Origin of the sequence: Cyclobacterium sp. 1_MG-2023, from assembly GCF_030546805.1 — a bacterium.
GTDB lineage: Bacteria > Bacteroidota > Bacteroidia > Cytophagales > Cyclobacteriaceae > Cyclobacterium.
Map to the genome: position 1 here is coordinate 134,863 of NZ_JAUOPC010000011.1, position 17,681 is coordinate 152,543.

General features: G+C 37.8%; 12 protein-coding genes. 11 read left to right on the plus strand and 1 reads right to left on the minus strand.

What is annotated here, in order from left to right:
- Positions 1-19 precede the first annotated feature (19 nt).
- The gene (locus Q4534_RS17435; protein ID WP_303614432.1) at positions 20-1,378 is read right to left on the minus strand and encodes a NarK family nitrate/nitrite MFS transporter; all 1,359 of its coding nucleotides are present in this window, start codon (positions 1,376-1,378) and stop codon (positions 20-22) included.
- Positions 1,379-2,423: 1,045 nt separating this feature from the next.
- On the opposite strand from Q4534_RS17435, the gene Q4534_RS17440 reads away from it, so the two are divergent.
- From Q4534_RS17440 to Q4534_RS17490, 11 genes are all read left to right on the plus strand, one after another.
- Positions 2,424-3,176, plus strand: coding sequence for a DUF6503 family protein (locus Q4534_RS17440; protein WP_303614433.1), 753 nt, complete (start codon positions 2,424-2,426; stop codon positions 3,174-3,176).
- A gap of 20 nt (positions 3,177-3,196) precedes the next feature.
- Positions 3,197-4,120: a patatin family protein gene (locus Q4534_RS17445; protein ID WP_303614434.1), complete on the plus strand. Its 924-nt coding sequence runs from the start codon at positions 3,197-3,199 to the stop codon at positions 4,118-4,120.
- Between the two features lie 18 nt (positions 4,121-4,138).
- Complete coding sequence (locus tag Q4534_RS17450; RefSeq protein WP_303614435.1) at positions 4,139-4,828, plus strand: SGNH/GDSL hydrolase family protein; 690 nt, start codon at positions 4,139-4,141, stop codon at positions 4,826-4,828.
- A gap of 228 nt (positions 4,829-5,056) precedes the next feature.
- A complete protein-coding gene (locus Q4534_RS17455; protein WP_303614436.1) occupies positions 5,057-6,049 on the plus strand; it encodes an aldo/keto reductase in 993 nt (330 codons plus the stop codon).
- 378 nt (positions 6,050-6,427) lie between these two features.
- Positions 6,428-7,903 carry a sulfatase gene (locus tag Q4534_RS17460; RefSeq protein WP_303614437.1) on the plus strand — a complete coding sequence of 492 codons (1,476 nt, stop codon included), beginning with the start codon at positions 6,428-6,430 and terminating at the stop codon, positions 7,901-7,903.
- Positions 7,904-7,913: 10 nt separating this feature from the next.
- Entirely contained in the window at positions 7,914-9,353 is a 1,440-nt protein-coding gene (locus Q4534_RS17465; RefSeq protein ID WP_303614438.1) for a sulfatase, read from the plus strand.
- Between the two features lies 1 nt (position 9,354).
- Positions 9,355-10,746 carry a hypothetical protein gene (locus Q4534_RS17470; RefSeq protein WP_303614439.1) on the plus strand — a complete coding sequence of 464 codons (1,392 nt, stop codon included), beginning with the start codon at positions 9,355-9,357 and terminating at the stop codon, positions 10,744-10,746.
- A 93-nt stretch (positions 10,747-10,839) separates the two neighbouring features.
- A complete protein-coding gene (locus Q4534_RS17475; protein WP_303614440.1) occupies positions 10,840-11,448 on the plus strand; it encodes an RNA polymerase sigma factor in 609 nt (202 codons plus the stop codon).
- 120 nt (positions 11,449-11,568) lie between these two features.
- The gene (locus Q4534_RS17480) at positions 11,569-12,675 is read left to right on the plus strand and encodes a FecR family protein (RefSeq protein WP_303614441.1); all 1,107 of its coding nucleotides are present in this window, start codon (positions 11,569-11,571) and stop codon (positions 12,673-12,675) included.
- Between the two features lie 138 nt (positions 12,676-12,813).
- Positions 12,814-16,209, plus strand: coding sequence for a SusC/RagA family TonB-linked outer membrane protein (locus Q4534_RS17485; RefSeq protein WP_303614442.1), 3,396 nt, complete (start codon positions 12,814-12,816; stop codon positions 16,207-16,209).
- A 20-nt stretch (positions 16,210-16,229) separates the two neighbouring features.
- The gene (locus tag Q4534_RS17490) at positions 16,230-17,639 is read left to right on the plus strand and encodes a SusD/RagB family nutrient-binding outer membrane lipoprotein (protein ID WP_303614443.1); all 1,410 of its coding nucleotides are present in this window, start codon (positions 16,230-16,232) and stop codon (positions 17,637-17,639) included.
- Positions 17,640-17,681: the final 42 nt, after the last annotated feature.

Consider the following 17,681-nt stretch of genomic DNA (forward strand, 5'->3'; position numbering starts at 1 on the left):
TTTCTTATTTTTGCTAGGTTCAACTGCGTACCAATTCTGCTTGAAGTGCGGCTTTGTGTTCCAGAGATTTGTCCAATTCCTCCTTTGCCACGCTTTCATCGACATTGGAAAACCTGATTATTAGTGAACAAGCACTTACTGCTGTTACCGCAATACCCATAATAGACAATGACTGACTGTAACTCAAGCCTTCCATTTTAAATAAAAATCCAGCCATTACTGCACCTACATTTCCTCCTGCACCTACAATTCCTGAGACCATTCCTATGGCCTTTTTGTTGATAAAAGGTACCACTGAAAAGGTCGCCCCTTCTGCCATCTGAACAAAAAGACTAAATACAACCATGGATCCTATCGCCAATGGCAAAATGGTCATTTGGGAAAAAACCACCAAGGCAATTCCCTCTATCAATAAGACAATTCCGAGAAATGCTACCCGCCCTTTTAAGCCCCATTTGATTCCTGCCTTATCTCCAAAAAAGCCACCTAAAGACCTTGCGAATAAATTCATCAGGCCAAACAAACCGGCGATTAACCCGGCTGTTTTCAAGTTTAAATCAAAGAAATCATGGTAATAAATTGCTGCAATATTATTTATGGTAAGTTCTATACCGAAACAAGCACCATATATTAAGAACAATGCCCAAACTCTTTTGTCTGAAAGTGCTTCTTTCAACGCCCCCTTCTGGCTACTGTTTTTCTTAATTTTAAAATCCGGATTGTTCTTTTTAAGGTCTTTAATGTTTCCTTCCGGAAAATCCGTTGTCCATTTGTAATAAGCAAAAGCCGTAAGAATCATCGCAAATCCGGGAATCATCATGGCATATCTCCAAGCACTGCTTTCCATAAAGCCTAAGGAAACAAAAAAACCAAAGATAAGTGGCATGATCATTTGAGTGACCCCACCACCCATGTTTCCCCAACCTGCCGACGTGGCATTGGCTGTTCCAACCACATTTGGAGCAAACATTACTGAGGTGTGGTATTGGGTGATTACAAAAGAAGCTCCAATCACACCTATGGCCAATCGAAACAATAGAAAGCTTTCATAGCTATTGCTCAAGCCAATAAGTATCACCGGGATAGAGCCAATAAGCAATAGGTAGGTATAAGTAATTCTAGGCCCTATTCGATCCACTAGCCAACCGATAAATAACCTGCCTAACACGGTAATAGAGACCGATGCAATAATGATATTGCCAATTTGCGATTTTGATAGATTCAATTCGTCCCTAACGATGGCCATTAATGGTGCAATGCCAAACCAACCAAAAAAACATAGAAAGAAGGCAAACCAAGAAAGATGGAAGGCACGCATCTGTGGAGATTTAAAATCTAAAAGATTGATGGATGTCGCTTTATTGATAAGTGGTTTCATAGCTTTAGTTTTTAGTCGAGATTAAATTTGTTATGGCATGCTTTCTTGTATACAAGTAGGAATTTCTGTCATTTTTCCTGAGAATTATTGAATCTTAATTCGAGCCTTGGTTCTATTCGATTGCATTTGGCCTTCTTTTATTTTTCTAGCCTTAGGATGTACAATCACCGGCTATTCTAATAATATATTAATTACGTAATTATACGCTTGTGTCAATTGGGACTCAAAATAGCTTTGCTTGTTTGGTTCTAATATTAAATAATTGATATATAGTGTTTTGTAAAGAATATTTGTTTCGTAAAATTTACAATTGGCAATAATGTTTACACCTAATTACGAAACTTCGTCCGCTCTATTTGACTGCTAAGGTAATACATGTTTTTAAAAATAAGTAAAAATACGTAAAAAAAATTACGTAAAACTTTTAATACCTAAGTAGCTATGCTTAAAAATGGTTCTTTTGAGTAAACAATTGGCAATACTTAAAAACAATTCAGAAGAAGGAATTTGTTGGTGGGTAATTGATAATCAATTGGTTAATGTGCCTAAGTTAGGGTCAAAAGGTGAGATAATTGAACTATTCAAAAGCAATAATTAATACTTAGGTGCTAGGTCTATTATTCCAAAAAATAAATTATAATTTCGAAATGGCTTGTCCCTTTTTGTCTAAAGGTATAATCCCGTTGTAATACCGATGAAAAAGGCAATTGTGCCTAAACTTATTATTGGGTACAACCTTAAATTCGTTGGTACGTTTCTTTTTTATTGGTTTAATTTATAAAAGGATTAAAGGTTTATCATTGGTAGATCTGATTAGCCTCTAAATACTTGTAATAACCCGGTTTATTAAAAAAAATTTGAATTAAGAGGTGTCAATTTATTGATTATGGTCATTATCCATTACTTTCTTAGGACGTTTGGTTTGCTATAATTAAAAGATATTATTGAAACAAAAGGCAGAGAATAATAGGGGCTAAAAAGTAGAATAGTTATGAAATATGCAGGTAAAGGTTTAATATTAGGTTTGTTTGGAAGAATGTTAAGTATGAAAACAAAACCGAAGGGAAAGGAATGGTACCTATTGTTATTAATAGTCTTAGCAGTAGCATGCAAAGCACCGAATGAGGCCGAAAACATCGTAAATCAATCAATTGAGGCCCACGGAGGAGACTTGTACAAATCTGCAGAAATAAGCTTTACCTTTAGGGAAAGGCAATACAAGATATTTAAATCACCTAATTCTTATAGTTATACTCGTGCATTTACTGATGAGGGTAAAAAAACTGTAGATGTCTTAAACAAGGAAGGCTTTAGTAGAGAAGTGGACGGTGAAATGGTGGCTTTGTTTGAGGAGGACAAGCTTGCCTATACTAATTCTGTTAATTCTGTAGCTTATTTTGCATTTTTGCCCTATGGCCTAAATGATGCAGCTGTCATCAAAAAATCATTGGGTTCTGAAATAATCGAGGGTAAGGATTATCATTTAATAAAAGTTACCTTTGAAAAAGATGGAGGGGGAGAAGATTTTGAAGACGAATTCTTGTATTGGATCAACAAAGAAACTTATTTAATAGACTATTTGGCCTATTCCTACCACACTGATGGAGGAGGTCTTAGGTTTAGAAAAGCAATCAATACCCACGAAGTCTCGGGTTTATTCTTACAAGACTATGAAAACTATAAACCTGAAGACGAGTCCATACCCGTTGAAGATTTAGCTGAATTGTTTAAAAATGGAGAACTCAAACTTTTGTCTGAAATTCTGTTGGAAGATATTCAGGTTAAATTTGTTAAATGAATTATTTCAAATTTTAAAGAATGCAAAATAAAAGAGCATTGGTTATTTCCGGAGGAGGAAGCAAAGGTGCCTTTGGAGGAGGAATTGCCGAATACCTGATAAGAGAATGTAATTTCAACTATGATATATTTGTCGGTACTTCTACCGGCAGTTTGTTGGTTCCCTTGCTCTCTATAGACGAGATTGAAAAAATCAGGGCGATTTATACAACGGTTACTCAAGATTCAATTTTTAGTTCCAATCCATTTATTGTATATAAAGATAAGGGAGTATTTAAGACCCGCATCAATCACTTAGGAATAATCAAAATGTTTTTGAAGGGAAAAAAAACTTTTGGTGAAAGCAAAAACCTTTTTAAGTTGATTAAAAAGATCATTACCCCTTCAGACTTTGAAAGGATGAAGGACAACACAGCTGAAGTATATGTTACGGTGTCTAATCTGAGTACAAATACCGTGGAATACAAAAGGCTGAAAGATTGCTCCTATATAGATTTTTGTCAATGGATTTGGGCTTCGTCCAATATTGTACCATTTATGAGTCTTTTGGAAAAAGATGGAAGTGAGTATGCAGATGGAGGATTTGCAGACTTGGTCCCTATTTCTGAAGCCATTTACAGAGGAGCAACTGAAGTAGATGTAATCGTTTTGAAGGCAAAAGCGGGAAGGGAGTTGAAAAGGCCCGTGAGAAATGCCTTGGAGCTTACCACCAGGGCTTTTGATTTTATGTTGGACCAGATCAGCAGTGATGATATAAAAATAGGTGAATTGTTAAGTGGAAATCGTGAAGTTAAGTTGAACTTTTATTATCCTCCTGCCCAACTGACAGAGAATTCACTTATTTTTGATCCTTATCAAATGAAGAAATGGTGGCGTCAAGGCAAAAATTTTGCAAGAGAGCAAAACCCTGTCTGCAAATGCATTTCAGTGGGACTAGAAAAGTAATCCTTAAGGTGTATGATAATGGTAAATAAAACTTTATTAATTCTGGCAATAGGGCTTTTAACTACTTATTGGAACAATGCTACTGAACCTAAGTTGTTTGTAGTAGGTGACAGCATTTCCATGCAATATGGCCCATATTTGGAGCAATACCTTAAGGGGCAATACTCCTATGATAGAAAAAGAGAAGAACCCTCCAGTCCTGAAAGTACAGAAAAACCTAAATATGCCAATGGAGGTGATTCTGATAGGGTTTTGGCTTATTTGCAGAATAAACTTAAAGCACCCAATTTCCGGCCGGATGTACTGTTGGTCAATTGCGGTCTTCATGACATCAAGACGGATGTACAAACCGGGAAAAAACAGGTGGACTTAGAAACCTATAAGCAAAACCTTGAGCAGATCTATGACCTAGTAGCTAAAAATGGTATCTCAATGGTTTGGGTGAGAACCACTCCGGTGGATGATACTCAACATAATTCTAAACAGCAAACTTTTCATAGATATGCTGCTGATGTGGCTATATACAATGAAGTAGCAGATACTATATTTGAATCTCGAAAGGTTCCGATCATAGACCTTCATCAATTTACTTTAAACCTTGGAGAAGGCCTTTTTACTGATCATGTTCATTTTGGGCAGGAAACCCGAGCCAAGCAAGCAGCTTATATTGCCGGGTTTTTAAGCAACCTATCTTTTGGTACCAAATAGGGAAATGGTATAACAATTGATTGGTTATTACTTGAAAATCTTGTTATCATTTCTGGTAGGGTATGCATATATGAAGAAGATATAATTTCCTTTAGCCGGCTAAATTTCCAGTATGATGCAATACAGATGGATCCACTTAAGTAGCGGGTTTAAAGGTGAATTTGGGATTTATGATTGTCGAAAATTAAAAATTCAATAGATTATTTTATATAAAAATTAATAATAATTATGGAAAATTATAAGTTGCCTCATGCAGATTTTGAAATTTCAAGATTAATTTTTGGATGTTGGGCTGTGGTAGGCGGTTTTAATTGGGGGCATCAGGACAAGAAAGACTCTTTGGATGCGATGCGTGAAGCATTTGATAAGGGGATTTCTACATTTGATACCGCAGAGGCTTATGGCAATGGTGCTTCTGAAAACCTTTTGGCAGAAGCCTTGGGTGACAAAAGGCAAGATATCATTATCGCTTCTAAGGTAGGCCCACAGGACTTTCTTCCCGAAAATGTAATCAAAGCCTGCGAAAAAGGGCTGAAGAACCTTAAGACGGATTATATTGATCTTTACCAACTACATTGGCCAAATCCTGAAATACCTTTGGTAGACACGCTTGGTGCACTCCAAAAGCTAAAAGATGATGGGAAAATTAGGGCTTATGGGGTGTCTAATTTCGGAAACAAAAGTTTGGATACTTGCAAAGACTCAGGCTTTACAATCAGTAGCAATCAAATGGCCTATAATTTAATCTTTAGGGCCATAGAATTCAGCATTCTGCCTCAATGTGTAACTGATAATGTGCCAATCTTGTGTTACTCACCCATTATGCAAGGATTACTTACAGGTAAATTTGCTTCTGCTGCTGAAGTACCTGATGATAGGGCAAGAACAAGGCACTTTTCAAAGGACAGACCACAAGCCAGGCATCAGGATGAAGGATGTGAAGCATTGACCTTTCAAACTTTAAATAAAATTAAGCGTTTTGCTGATGAAAACAATATTTCAATGGGTAACCTTAGCCTTGCTTGGCTTTTGGCTCAAGAGGGTGTGGCTGCTCCCATTGTGGGCGGTAGAAATGCCGATCAGGTAAAGAAAAACTTAAAAACCATGGAAGTTAAGCTTACCCCAGATATGATCAGTCATTTGAATGAAATCACCCTTCCTCTTAAAGAGGAGTTGGGCAACAATGCTGACCTATGGGAATCTGTAAGTAGGGTGGTATAATTGCTTTCAAAAATCACCTATTAGAATAGGACTGGCCAATATTGATTCCTTCTGAATTAATATTGGCCAGTTTTTTTATTTTTTAACGTATAAGTTTTTCTAGAAGTAGCCTATAAAAGTGATAAGTAATGGTTCATGTCGGGAGGAATACAGGCCTAGGCATAACACAGTATTTTTTAGGGAATCACTATCGTTTGGCATGTATATTTTCACTTCATAAAATTTCATTTGGATTTAATGAGTGATTATGATAATTTATAAAATGAAATTGAGTAATCAGTAATTTCCATCAGAATAGATTGCTTGATCTCTTCATAGAATTACTATTAGAAAAAGAAATCACAAACCAGTTCAGCCATTTAATTAACTTTTGAGTTTATGTTGAGAAAATTTATTGTGTTTTTTATGCTTGTAAGTTTAGCTTTCCAAAGCCATGCTCAGCTGACTAAAAATGCTTTAAAAAAGCCTAATATTCTGTTTATTATGGTGGATGATCTGCGACCAGAATTGGCTTGCTATGGGCAGTCTCTTATTAAATCTCCCAATATTGATAGGTTGGCAAGGATGGGGCAGTTATTTAATCGTGCTTATGTCAACTATCCTGTATGTGGGCCAAGCAGGGCCATACTTTTATCCGGCTTATATGGGAGTTCCAATCGGTTTAATGGATGGAATTGTTCCCAAGATACGGATGTTCCGGGAATTGTAAGCTTGCCCATGCATTTTAAAAATAACCATTATACCACAGGCTCTCTAGGAAAGGTTTATAACAATTTTAATGACGGTAAAGGTAGCTGGGATGAAATATGGAGACCGGTTATCACCACCACTGATTGGGATTATCAAGCAGAAGAAAGCATTGACATTTTTAAAAAACGCAATGAAGATAGACAATTCAATTCAAATCCAAGAAATAATCACAATTTACCCAAAAGAGGTCCTGCATTTGAAAGTCCAGAGATTGCAGATGAGGTCTATCAGGATGGGAAAATAGCTACCAAAGCGGTGGAGAAATTACAGCAATTTAGAGCCAGTGGGGAATCCTTCTTTTTGACGGTTGGATTTAAAAAGCCTCATTTACCATTTAATGCACCCCAAAAGTATTGGGAACTTTATGATGAAACTGAGATTCAGTTGCCTGGTAATTTTCACCCCCCTCATAATGCACCTAAAGAAGCCCTTCATGAATACAGTGAACTTCGTGCTTATTCCAATATTCCTGAAAAAGGACCATTATCAAAAAGTCTTTCAAAAAAGCTAATTCATGGTTACTATGCTAGCGTTAGCTATGTGGATGCTCAAATAGGTAGGGTGTTGGATGCGCTGGAAAACCTAGGCTTGGATGAGGAAACCATAGTGGTGTTGTGGGGAGACCATGGCTGGCAATTGGGGGAACATGGGCTCTGGTGCAAACATTCCAATTTTAGCACCTCTTTGAAGATACCCTTAATATTTAAAGTTCCGGGTAAATCAACTGACGTAAAACATGAGGCATTGGTGGAAACCGTGGATATTTTCCCAACATTGTGTGAGCTGGCAGGTATTAATCCACCTTTTCACCTACAAGGAAAAAGCTTTGCAAGTATTCTTGAAAGTCAAAGCTCTGAGGGTAAAAAAGCCTTGTTTGGTAGGTCCAATTTAGGAGGAGAAACAATCATTACCAAGACCCATTCTTATACTGAATTCTATAATAAATCCGGGCAAGTAAAAGCCAATATGCTATTTGATTTAACAATAGACCCAAATGAAAATCAAAATATTGCGGCGGATCCAGAAAATCAAAAGATCATTTTAGAAATGAGCAAGATTTTGGAGCAACATATGGCCGCAAGAGGCAATATTGCCCTACCTTAAACAATAAAGAATGTACCTTTTAAATTTTCATCTTCAGTTTAAGAGAACTGCTGTTTTCTTGAGCTTAATCTTGGTGTTTTTAGGCTGTAAATCCGAGAATAATGAAACATCAGTCTTAAATAAACCGGCTCCCAATATTGTGTTTGTATTGGTAGATGATTTACGTTGGGATGAATTTGGCCTTGGAGGACACAATTATATCCAAACGCCAAATATTGACAGGTTGGCCACAAATGCTGTTTTATTTAAGAATGCCTTCGCTACCACACCTTTATGCTCCCCAAGTAGGGCAAGTTTTTTAACAGGTAAGTATGCCTTTTCCCATGGAATCATTGACAATACGGATAGAAGCACTTTAAGTCATCAATTGAAAACATTTCCGGCTAAATTACAGAAGGAGGGCTATGAAACCGCTTTTATTGGAAAGTGGCATATGGGCAATGACAATACCCCAAGACCCGGATTTGATCAATGGGTGGCACTAAAAGGACAAGGAAAAGCAATCGACCCGGAATTTAATGTGAACGGAACAGAAACACATCGAGAAGGATATGTTACCGATATTTTAACAGCCTATTCACTTGATTTTATAAATCAAAAACGGAGTAAACCTTTTCTATTATATCTTTCTCATAAGGGCCTACATCCTAACCTTCATCAAGATGCCTCTGGCAAGGTTACCAATATTGGAGACGGGGGTTTTGTCCCTGCCAAGAGACATAAGGACAAGTATAAGGGGGCCATTTTTAAACGCCGACCAAATGCCTTTGTTACCCCTAAAGATAAACCTGCATTGATGCGAGAAATTGAAGGGTTGCCGGAATTAGGCAAAGCTACAGCGACCAAGGAGGAAGTGATAAAAAGCCGAGCAGAAATGTTGATGGCCATTGATGAAGGCCTGGGTGAAATTCTTGATCTGCTCAAAAGTGAAAAACTGGACAATAATACCATTGTGGTATTCACCGGAGATCATGGGTATTTTTATGGAGAGCATGGTTTAAATGAAGAAAGGAGATTGGCTTATGAAGAGTCCTTGCGAATTCCTTTGCTTTTCCGATACCTCCCCCTTACCGGAAAAGGATTTCCTGTAGATCAGATGGCTTTGAATATCGATTTGGCTCCCACATTGCTTGATTTTGCCGGGGTTGAAAAGGATAGTTTGATGGATGGAAGGTCTTTGAAACCTTTAATTAATGGAGAAGAGCCGGATAACTGGAGAACATCATTTTATATGGAATACTATTCGGATAAGGTTTGGCCAAGGATGGTCAATATGGGGTATAAGGGCATTCGGTCCACTCAGTTTAAATACATCCAATATACCGATCTTCAAAATATGGATGAATTGTATGATTTAAAAAAAGACCCCTATGAGCTGAATAATATCATCGATCAACCGTCCTACCAAGAGATTTTAGAAGAAATGAAAATTAACCTAAAAAAATATTAAAATGTTAAAATTGAAGCCATTAATTCATCTCCTTTGGGTCATAATTTTAATTAATCCGCTTTCCGGCCTTGGACAATCGGAAATTTTAAAAATTGGCGCGGCTTCGACAGTAATTACCCCGGAATTAAACAGCTGGGTTCAGGGAGCCGGGGTACCCAAAAAAGCCACCAAAGTTAGAGATGACTTAGAAGCCAATGGACTTTACATTTCCAAAGGAAGGTTTCAAGTGCTATTGGTTAGTTGTGATTTGGTTGGTATGGAAGCGGGGTTGAATGTAAGGTTGCGGGAAGCCATGGGTGTAGCTACAGGGATTATGCCTAGAGATATATTAATTTCATCGACCCATACCCATGGAGGTCCCTCTCTGGTGAAAACCAACTATTTGATGCCTCTTGATACAGCTTATATGGAAAGCTTGGTACCAAGGATGGTTTCATTGGCAAAAGAAGCTGTTAAAAACGCAGTACCTGGAAAAATCGGTTGGGCTGAAGGTAAGGCGCAGATAGGCTACAACCGTCGCTTAACTTGGGCAGATGGGACCCATTCAATGCATGGCGATGCGGGAAGAGCAGATTTTGCAGGTTTGGAAGGGCCTGATGATCCACAGCATTTGGCCATGTTCGCTGCAGATCTTAAGGGAAACCTATTGTCAATCCTTTACCATAATACCACCCATCCCACCATTTTTTATGCCGACGGGGTATTTTCTTCGGATTTCCCCGGGGAAGTGAGGAAGACCTTCAGAGAAAAATTCAGGGATGACCTTCCCGTGCTGTTTCTCAATGGTGCGCAAGGAGATATCAGCATGGAAAATATGCTGGATAAAAAGTCTGAATCTGATGAAGAGAAAATGGCTAGAATTACTGAGCAGGTGGTAAAGGAGACCATGCGACTATATGAAAGCATAACATATGAAACAAGCCCTAAACTGGCCCATGAGTACCATGATTTAAAAGTTAAAGTTAGGTTGCCCGATACCGGTACACTTGTCAAATCTCAGGCAATTCTAAAGCGGATTGATGAAGGTGAGCCTATTCGAGGTATGGAAATGATCATGGCCTTTGGATCGGTACACCTTCAAGAAACTTTTGGTGAAAACCCCTTTGATGTTTTGCCTGTTCATGGCCTAAGAATTGGAGGGCTTGCCATGGTAACCCAACCATGTGAGTTGTTTAGTCAGTTTGGCCTTGATATTAAAAGAAGGAGTCCGGGAGAAAGCACCATAGTGGTGGGGATGACAGATGGATACAATGGATACTGCCCAACTATTTATGGATTACTTGGTGGGGGATATTCCGGCTCTCCCATAAGCTGGACACGCTTAGAACCCGAAGCTGGATATAAAATTGTAGATACAGCAGCAATATTACTTAATAAAGTTTGGACAAAGTAGGGGATAAAAATAGAAGATATTTATAATTTTACTTTGATATAAATAGATTAAATTAGGTGATTATGAGTAATTATTGAAATAACCTTCAAAATCATGGTCGAATCTAAAAAGGATAAAGAGGCTTTGGATCGATCCAAGGAGGATCGATATTGGGAGCTGATTATGGAGGGGGATAAGTCGGGCCTAGAGGGAATGTTCAGTCTTTATGCTTATGAATTAATGGCTTTTGGATTACGTATAAAGGCAGACAGGGAACTTGTAAAGGATTGTATCCAAGATCTTTTTATTGACTTATGGAAATACCGAGAAAATACTAGAAAAGTAGAGCATGTAAAAAATTACATTTTTAAGGCGCTTTCAAATAAGGTCAAAAAAGAAATTAAAGTTAGAGTAAAAAGAAAGGAAATCGAGCAATTTATGCATACAGATGTTTTGGAAGAACAGATGTATCATCATGAAAGTAAATACGAATCCACTGAAGAGGAACCCAATCCTAGATTAAAATCAGCTTTAAATTTGCTACCCTCTAGGCAAAAGCAAGTAATTATTCATGTGTTTTTTGAAAATATTCCGCATAAGCAAATTGCTGAAATCATGGGGATTAATGTTCAATCGGTATACACTTTGACTTGGAAGGCCATTAATAACCTTCGCAAATTAATAACCCTTTTGTTGATTTTTTTTGGGCTAGATAAATTTTAACTCAACCAATGTTGAGGCTTATTTTTTTAAAATTTGAATTAAAGAATAAAAAAATAAATTTTTTTTCAATCAGGAGGATAGATATGTGCAATTTCTGACACATGTCTATGAAAATCCACCATGATGAATTATTTGAATGAAAATGTAAGAGACTTAATTCTGAATGAAGCATTCAGAAAATGGGTTTTGACTCCTGATTTTAAGTCTGAAAGAATCTGGAGAAATTCCCAGTCTAAGGATCAAGTTTCAGCTAAGGAGGTTGAGGAGGCGAAAAATATTATACTCGATTTATTTTCAGATCAGTATCCGCTTCAGCCTTTTGAGTTTGACCAGATGTGGCAAAACATCGATAGTCATACTGTTGAATCAACTTTTGGGAGGGAGGCAAAAAGAATAATCACAACAAAGCCATTGCCTCATTCAGGCAAGCAGCAGGATTTTAAATCAACTTTAAATCCATCGGTTTTGACGGCATTCCTTAGAGTTGCTGTGGTTTTGTTGTTTTTGATAGGTATAGGCTACCTCATACTAAATCAGTTTCAGCCAAATATGGATACTGAGCGTTCTGCTATTGCATCTGTCAAATCCTATCAAGCACCACCGGGTATAAAGTCAAGTATCACGCTTCAAGACGGAACAAAAGTTATTCTTAATTCAGGTAGTGTATTGACTTATAATGATAATGTAGACCTAAAAAGAAGAGAAGTTTATTTAGAAGGAGAGGCATTTTTTGATGTTTTCCCAAATTCCGAAAAGCCTTTAACTGTCACTGCCGGAGGGGTTTCTACCACTGCCATTGGGACGTCTTTTAACATTAAAGCCTATGAAAAAGAGGATGTAAAGGTGGCTTTAATCACAGGAAAGGTAGCTGTTGGGATTCCTAAAATAAGAAGGGACAGCATATTATTAAAGGAAAAAGAAGTTTTAAACATTCCTCATAAGAATGGTGAAATAAGCAAGGTGACCTTTGATGAAGATGAAGTTTTGGGGTGGACAAGAAAATTAATTGTATTCGATAATACAACCTTTTCTGAAGCGATTAGGGTTTTGGAAAATTGGTATGGTGTGTCTTTTGAAATTCATAATGTGTCCAAAGAGAACCTTAATATTTCAGGGAAATTTCAAGATGAAACCCTTAAAAATGTAATGGAAGGCTTGAAGCATACCCTTCAAATTGAATACAATATAACAGGTGAGAAGGTAACAATTGAATTTAATAACCAATGAAATGAATAGGTAAGTTAAACCAAGAGATTTGGTGAAAGGTGTTTTTCTCCTAAGCAAAGAAAAAAGCATCACCAAATTGTAAAAAGTATTTACCCTTTAAATTACTCAATTTATAAATTAACATAAACCCAAAATTGTATGAAAAATTATTTACAAAATCATGTGGTTCGCATGATGAAAGTATTTGCCTTTCTCTTTCTTATCCAATGCATGTCTACAGGGCTGCTATTGGCTAGAGAGGTAAAGATGCAAGTGAAGAGTATTGAAGAAGTAAAAGTACAAATACCTTTAGAGGGAGTTACTGTAAAGGAGGCCTTTTCTAAAATTGAGAAGGTTTCGGAATTTAATTTTGTCTACCTAAATAGAGAAATTAAAAACCTACCGGAACTATTTATTGCACAGTCAAACCAAAGCATTTATAATTTGCTGGTAAAGATTTCCAATCAGACAGGTTTAGATTTTAAGCAGGTTAATCAAAATATCCACGTTCAAAAATCAAAACGTAATCGAAATCACCAAAAAGTAGTCGTCTCTGAATTGTTCATTGAAATATCAGGAAGGGTGACAGATGATCAAGGGTTGCCTTTGCCGGGGGTTACCATCATTATTGAAGGCACAAGTGTGGGTACCGTCACTGATTTTAATGGCAATTACACCTTGGATGCAGAAGAAGGGAATGTATTGGTTTATTCCTTTGTAGGATTTGAAAGTCAGCGTAGAACTGTAGGAAATTCTAATGTAATTGATATACAAATGATTCAAGATGCCTCCTCACTGGAAGAGGTTGTGGTGACTGCTTTTGGGATAAAGAAAGAAAAAAAGTCGCTGAGTTACGCTGTTCAAGAATTAGAAGGGGACAAACTTTCAGCAGTTGGGAACACTAATTTGGTCAATAGCATTCAGGGTAAGATTGCCGGGGTGATAGTAAAACAAAGTTCCGGTGCGCCAGGTAGTACTTCCAAAATTAATATTAGAGGTAGTCGATCGTTTGTTGGAAACAATGAACCACTATATGTAGTGGATGGAATGCCAATTTCGAGTGGAGGCCGTACCATTGATCTTAATCCAAATGATATAAAGTCGATGAATGTGCTTAAGGGACCAACCGCAGCGGCATTGTATGGCTTAAGGGCTTCTAATGGAGTTGTAGTGATAGAAACGAAAAAAGGAGAAGGAGCAAATGGAGGGAAGCCTACAGTTACTTTGGAAAGCAATTACAATTTTGATCAGTTATCTAGAAAGCCGGATTTACAGACCACCTATGGACAAGGAGAAAGAGGAGTATTTCTTCCTTATTCAGCATTCTCTTGGGGACCAAGAATTGACGAAATGGGTGTTTATACCAATCAACTTGGAGAATTGGAAGAAGCGGCTGTTTATGACAATGTAGGAGACCTGTTTAGGACCGGAGGGACATCCAATACCAACCTATCCATTTCAAATGCTTTGGATAAAGGGAATTATGCAATCAATGTAGGTATGGCCAATCAAGAAGGCATATTGAAAAATACAGGCATGCAAAGGATGAATATTAAAGTCGCAGGCGGATATAATCTGACAGATAAATTAAAAGTTAATACATCCATTAATTATTCAAATAACCTAATAGAAGGCACAGAACTACCATGGTGGGGTACTTTTGCGATACCTCCTTCATATAATTTAAAAGGAAAGCCTACCCATGTACCGGGAGACCCATTTCAGCAGATTAATTTTAGAGGGCAACATGATAATTTTTACTGGGCCATGGAAAATAATTATTCTGAGAATAGAACCTCAAGGACATTTGGTAACCTTAGTTTTGATTACGAGCCATTAGATTGGTTGTCGATCAATTATAGAATTGGTTTAGATGAATATACGACACAAAATAAAAGGGTAATAGAGAAAGGTTCGGGTAGTGGGAGAACCGATCCACCTAGTGGAGGAAGTATTAGTAACAGTATGGTAAATCAGCGGCAAATCAATTCCAATTTGAACCTCAATATCAGCAAAAATTTTGGGAGTGATTTTAATATGGAGTTTTTGCTTGGGAATGAAGTTTATGATATTAGAGGCAACTCCATTTCAAGTAATGGATCAGATTTAGTGATTGGAGGTTTTCACCATATTTCAAATACAGCTGTTCAAACAACCAATGAGTATTTGTCTAGAAGTAGGGTGGTTGGTTTTTATGGAAATCTTTCAGTTTCATGGCTAAATTCGGTATTTCTTAATGCTACCGGTAGGAATGATATTGTTTCAAATATGCCGCGAGGAAACCGCTCGTTTTTTTATCCTTCCATAGGTACAGGTGTGGTATTTACTGAGTTTTTATCTGTGCCGGAAAAAATTCTCACATTTGGTAAGTTTAGGGCCAGTGTGGCAGAGGTTGGCCAGGCAGGGCCAATATTTTCTACCTCTACTCTTTTTGTACCCGGTGCCGCTGTTGGCGGGTTTACTTTTCCTTACCAAGGGATGAATGCATTTACACTTAGTAATGCTTTAAACAGCTCAGATTTGAAGCCTGAAAACACGAGAACCTTTGAAATAGGCGTAGATTTAAGGTTTTTTAATGATAGGGTAGGATTGGATTATACCTATTATGATTCCAAATCTGACGGACAAATCTATAGGGTGCCAATTGCCATATCTACAGGCTATAGCAGTGAATTGAGGAATGCCGGAGAGATGAGTGTCAAAGGCCACGAAATCATGCTTAATTTAACACCTATTTCCACAGAAAGTTTCTCTTGGAACCTGACCACAAATTTTACCACTTACACCAACAGAGTGATCAGTTTAGCAGAAGGGATTGACCAGCTCGAATTAGGTGGGTTTAGGGTGCAATCCGTGGCTGTAGAAGGTGAGGAATATCCTTCTCTTAGAGGATTTGGCTATGCAAGAGATCCGAGTAGTGGAGAAATAGTTGTAGACAGCAGAGCTACGCTTTCAAATGGCAATGCCAATACACGCTATGGAATGCCTTTAAGGACTACAAGTCAGGTTATTTTAGGCAGTGCCCAACCTGATTTTGACATGAGTTTCCTCAATAGTTTCAATTTTAAAAATTTCTCTATTTCAGCTCAAATTGATTGGCGCAAAGGGGGGAAAGTTTCTTCGGGTTACAATAGGTTAGGAAAACTATATGGGATCCTTAGTGAAACTGAAAATAGGGAAGCTGATCAAATCTTTCCCGGAAAAATGGGGTACTATGACCAAGGTAACCTTGTTGTAGAAGGGGATAATAATATTACCATTCAGAAAGGATTTGATTTTTACAGGGTTAATGATGACCCTATCAGCGAAGCCAATGTCTATGATGCCACCTTTGTTCGGCTTAGAGAATTGAGATTGGATTACCGCTTTCCCACGGATTGGTTGCAAAATACATTTATTCGAAAAGCCTCAGTTTTTTTCGTAGGAAGGAATTTGCTCCTGAGCGCAGCCATGCCACATTTCGATCCGGAAATGTTCAATACCAATGAGGCGGAATCTTACAATTCCTATCCACAAACCAAGAGTTTTGGTGGTGGTATAAGAGTAGATTTTTAAACCCAAAATAAGAAATAGTTATGAAATATATAAATCTTTTATTCATTGCATTGGTATCAGGAATTTTGATTTCCTGCAGTGAAGACATCTTGGATGATATCAATAAAAATCCCAATGCTTCAACAGATGTTCCCATAAGCCTTTTATTGCCTCAAGTTACCGTCAGCACAGTACACGGTGTTGCGGGAGATGGTGGTGGAGAGTATGCTTGTTTTTTTGTAGAACATACGACCAATGTACACCTTAATCCAAGAATGCCTTTTAATGTAAATGATAATGTTTGGGGCAGTACTTACTATACTTTAAAAGATCTTAACACCATTATCGAAAAAGGTTCAGAAGGAGGGAACGAAGAAGGTCAATTTCATGCCGTAGGTATCGCTAAAGTGCTCTACGCTTATACTTTGAGTGTTGGAACAGATTTCTTTGGGGAGATGCCCCATTCTGAAGCAAATAAAGGAAGCGAAAATCGCTCGCCGACATTTGATAATCAGGAGACCATATATGCCTTTTTGCAAAACTTGCTTGATGAGGCCATAGTAGACCTGGATAGGGAGTCCATTGGGGATATTTCAAGGTTTGACCTCATTTATGAAGGGGATACAGAAATGTGGAAAAAGGCTGCCTATGGGCTAAAAGCACGCTTTTACAATAGGTTAAGTAATATACAACCGGAAGCTTCAGCCCAAAATGTGATAGATGCCCTAGCAAACACTTTCGAATCTGAAGATGAAGGGATGATTTTTGATGGTTACCTGTCGGGAAATACCAATGATAACCCATGGGCCGGATGGCAGAAGTCCGAACAAACCTATGCGGTAAGCCAGACCTTCCTTGATTTAGTCAACAGTTTTAACGATTCGGACTATACTGACCCCAGGGCAAACAGATGGTTTACCAGAATAAATGATGAATTTGTTGGCGCTCCAACCGGACAAGCCCAGTCAGATCAGACCCATTCCGTTTATTCAGCACCATCAACAGAAACGGTTCTGTATGACGAGGCACCACAGCCCTTGATTACTTATGATGAAATGAAATTTTTGGAGGCAGAGGCAAAGTTTAGGTTGGGATTAAATGAGGAAGCTTATGTGGCTTATCAAGAAGCTGTTGAATCGGCTTGCAGAAGGTCTGGAATTTCTGAGGGTGAAATAGATGAATACTTAGACCAAGGTACTGTTTTTCCCGGGGCAAATAATTTGAGTATGGACCATATTATTGGTCAGAAAAACATTTCTTTTTGGATGTTTCAATCCATAGAGGCTTATAATGACTACCGAAGAACAGGTATACCTCAAATGAACGACCCCCAAGGAACTCCATTAAGGTTGCCTTATCCGCCTTCTGAGGTCAATAGAAATCCCAATACACCAGCAACAATCAATGACCAAACCATTTATGAAATACCTGTTTGGTGGGCAAAACAGTAAAGCTGAGCAGGAGATTCATTACAATTTTGGTTTAAACAGTTT

Excerpts from the sequence above, each read along its gene's own strand:
- Q4534_RS17435 (WP_303614432.1), bottom strand. The coding sequence starts at position 1,378 with ATGAAACCACTTATCAATAAAGCGACATCCATCAATCTTTTAGATTTT.
- Q4534_RS17455 (WP_303614436.1), top strand. The coding sequence starts at position 5,057 with ATGGAAAATTATAAGTTGCCTCATGCAGATTTTGAAATTTCAAGATTA.
- Q4534_RS17440 (WP_303614433.1), top strand. The coding sequence starts at position 2,424 with ATGAAAACAAAACCGAAGGGAAAGGAATGGTACCTATTGTTATTAATA.
- Q4534_RS17490 (WP_303614443.1), top strand. The coding sequence starts at position 16,230 with ATGAAATATATAAATCTTTTATTCATTGCATTGGTATCAGGAATTTTG.
- Q4534_RS17460 (WP_303614437.1), top strand. The coding sequence starts at position 6,428 with ATGTTGAGAAAATTTATTGTGTTTTTTATGCTTGTAAGTTTAGCTTTC.
- Q4534_RS17470 (WP_303614439.1), top strand. The coding sequence starts at position 9,355 with ATGTTAAAATTGAAGCCATTAATTCATCTCCTTTGGGTCATAATTTTA.
- Q4534_RS17485 (WP_303614442.1), top strand. The coding sequence starts at position 12,814 with ATGAAAAATTATTTACAAAATCATGTGGTTCGCATGATGAAAGTATTT.
- Q4534_RS17465 (WP_303614438.1), top strand. The coding sequence starts at position 7,914 with ATGTACCTTTTAAATTTTCATCTTCAGTTTAAGAGAACTGCTGTTTTC.
- Q4534_RS17475 (WP_303614440.1), top strand. The coding sequence starts at position 10,840 with ATGGTCGAATCTAAAAAGGATAAAGAGGCTTTGGATCGATCCAAGGAG.
- Q4534_RS17450 (WP_303614435.1), top strand. The coding sequence starts at position 4,139 with ATGGTAAATAAAACTTTATTAATTCTGGCAATAGGGCTTTTAACTACT.
- Q4534_RS17480 (WP_303614441.1), top strand. The coding sequence starts at position 11,569 with ATGATGAATTATTTGAATGAAAATGTAAGAGACTTAATTCTGAATGAA.
- Q4534_RS17445 (WP_303614434.1), top strand. The coding sequence starts at position 3,197 with ATGCAAAATAAAAGAGCATTGGTTATTTCCGGAGGAGGAAGCAAAGGT.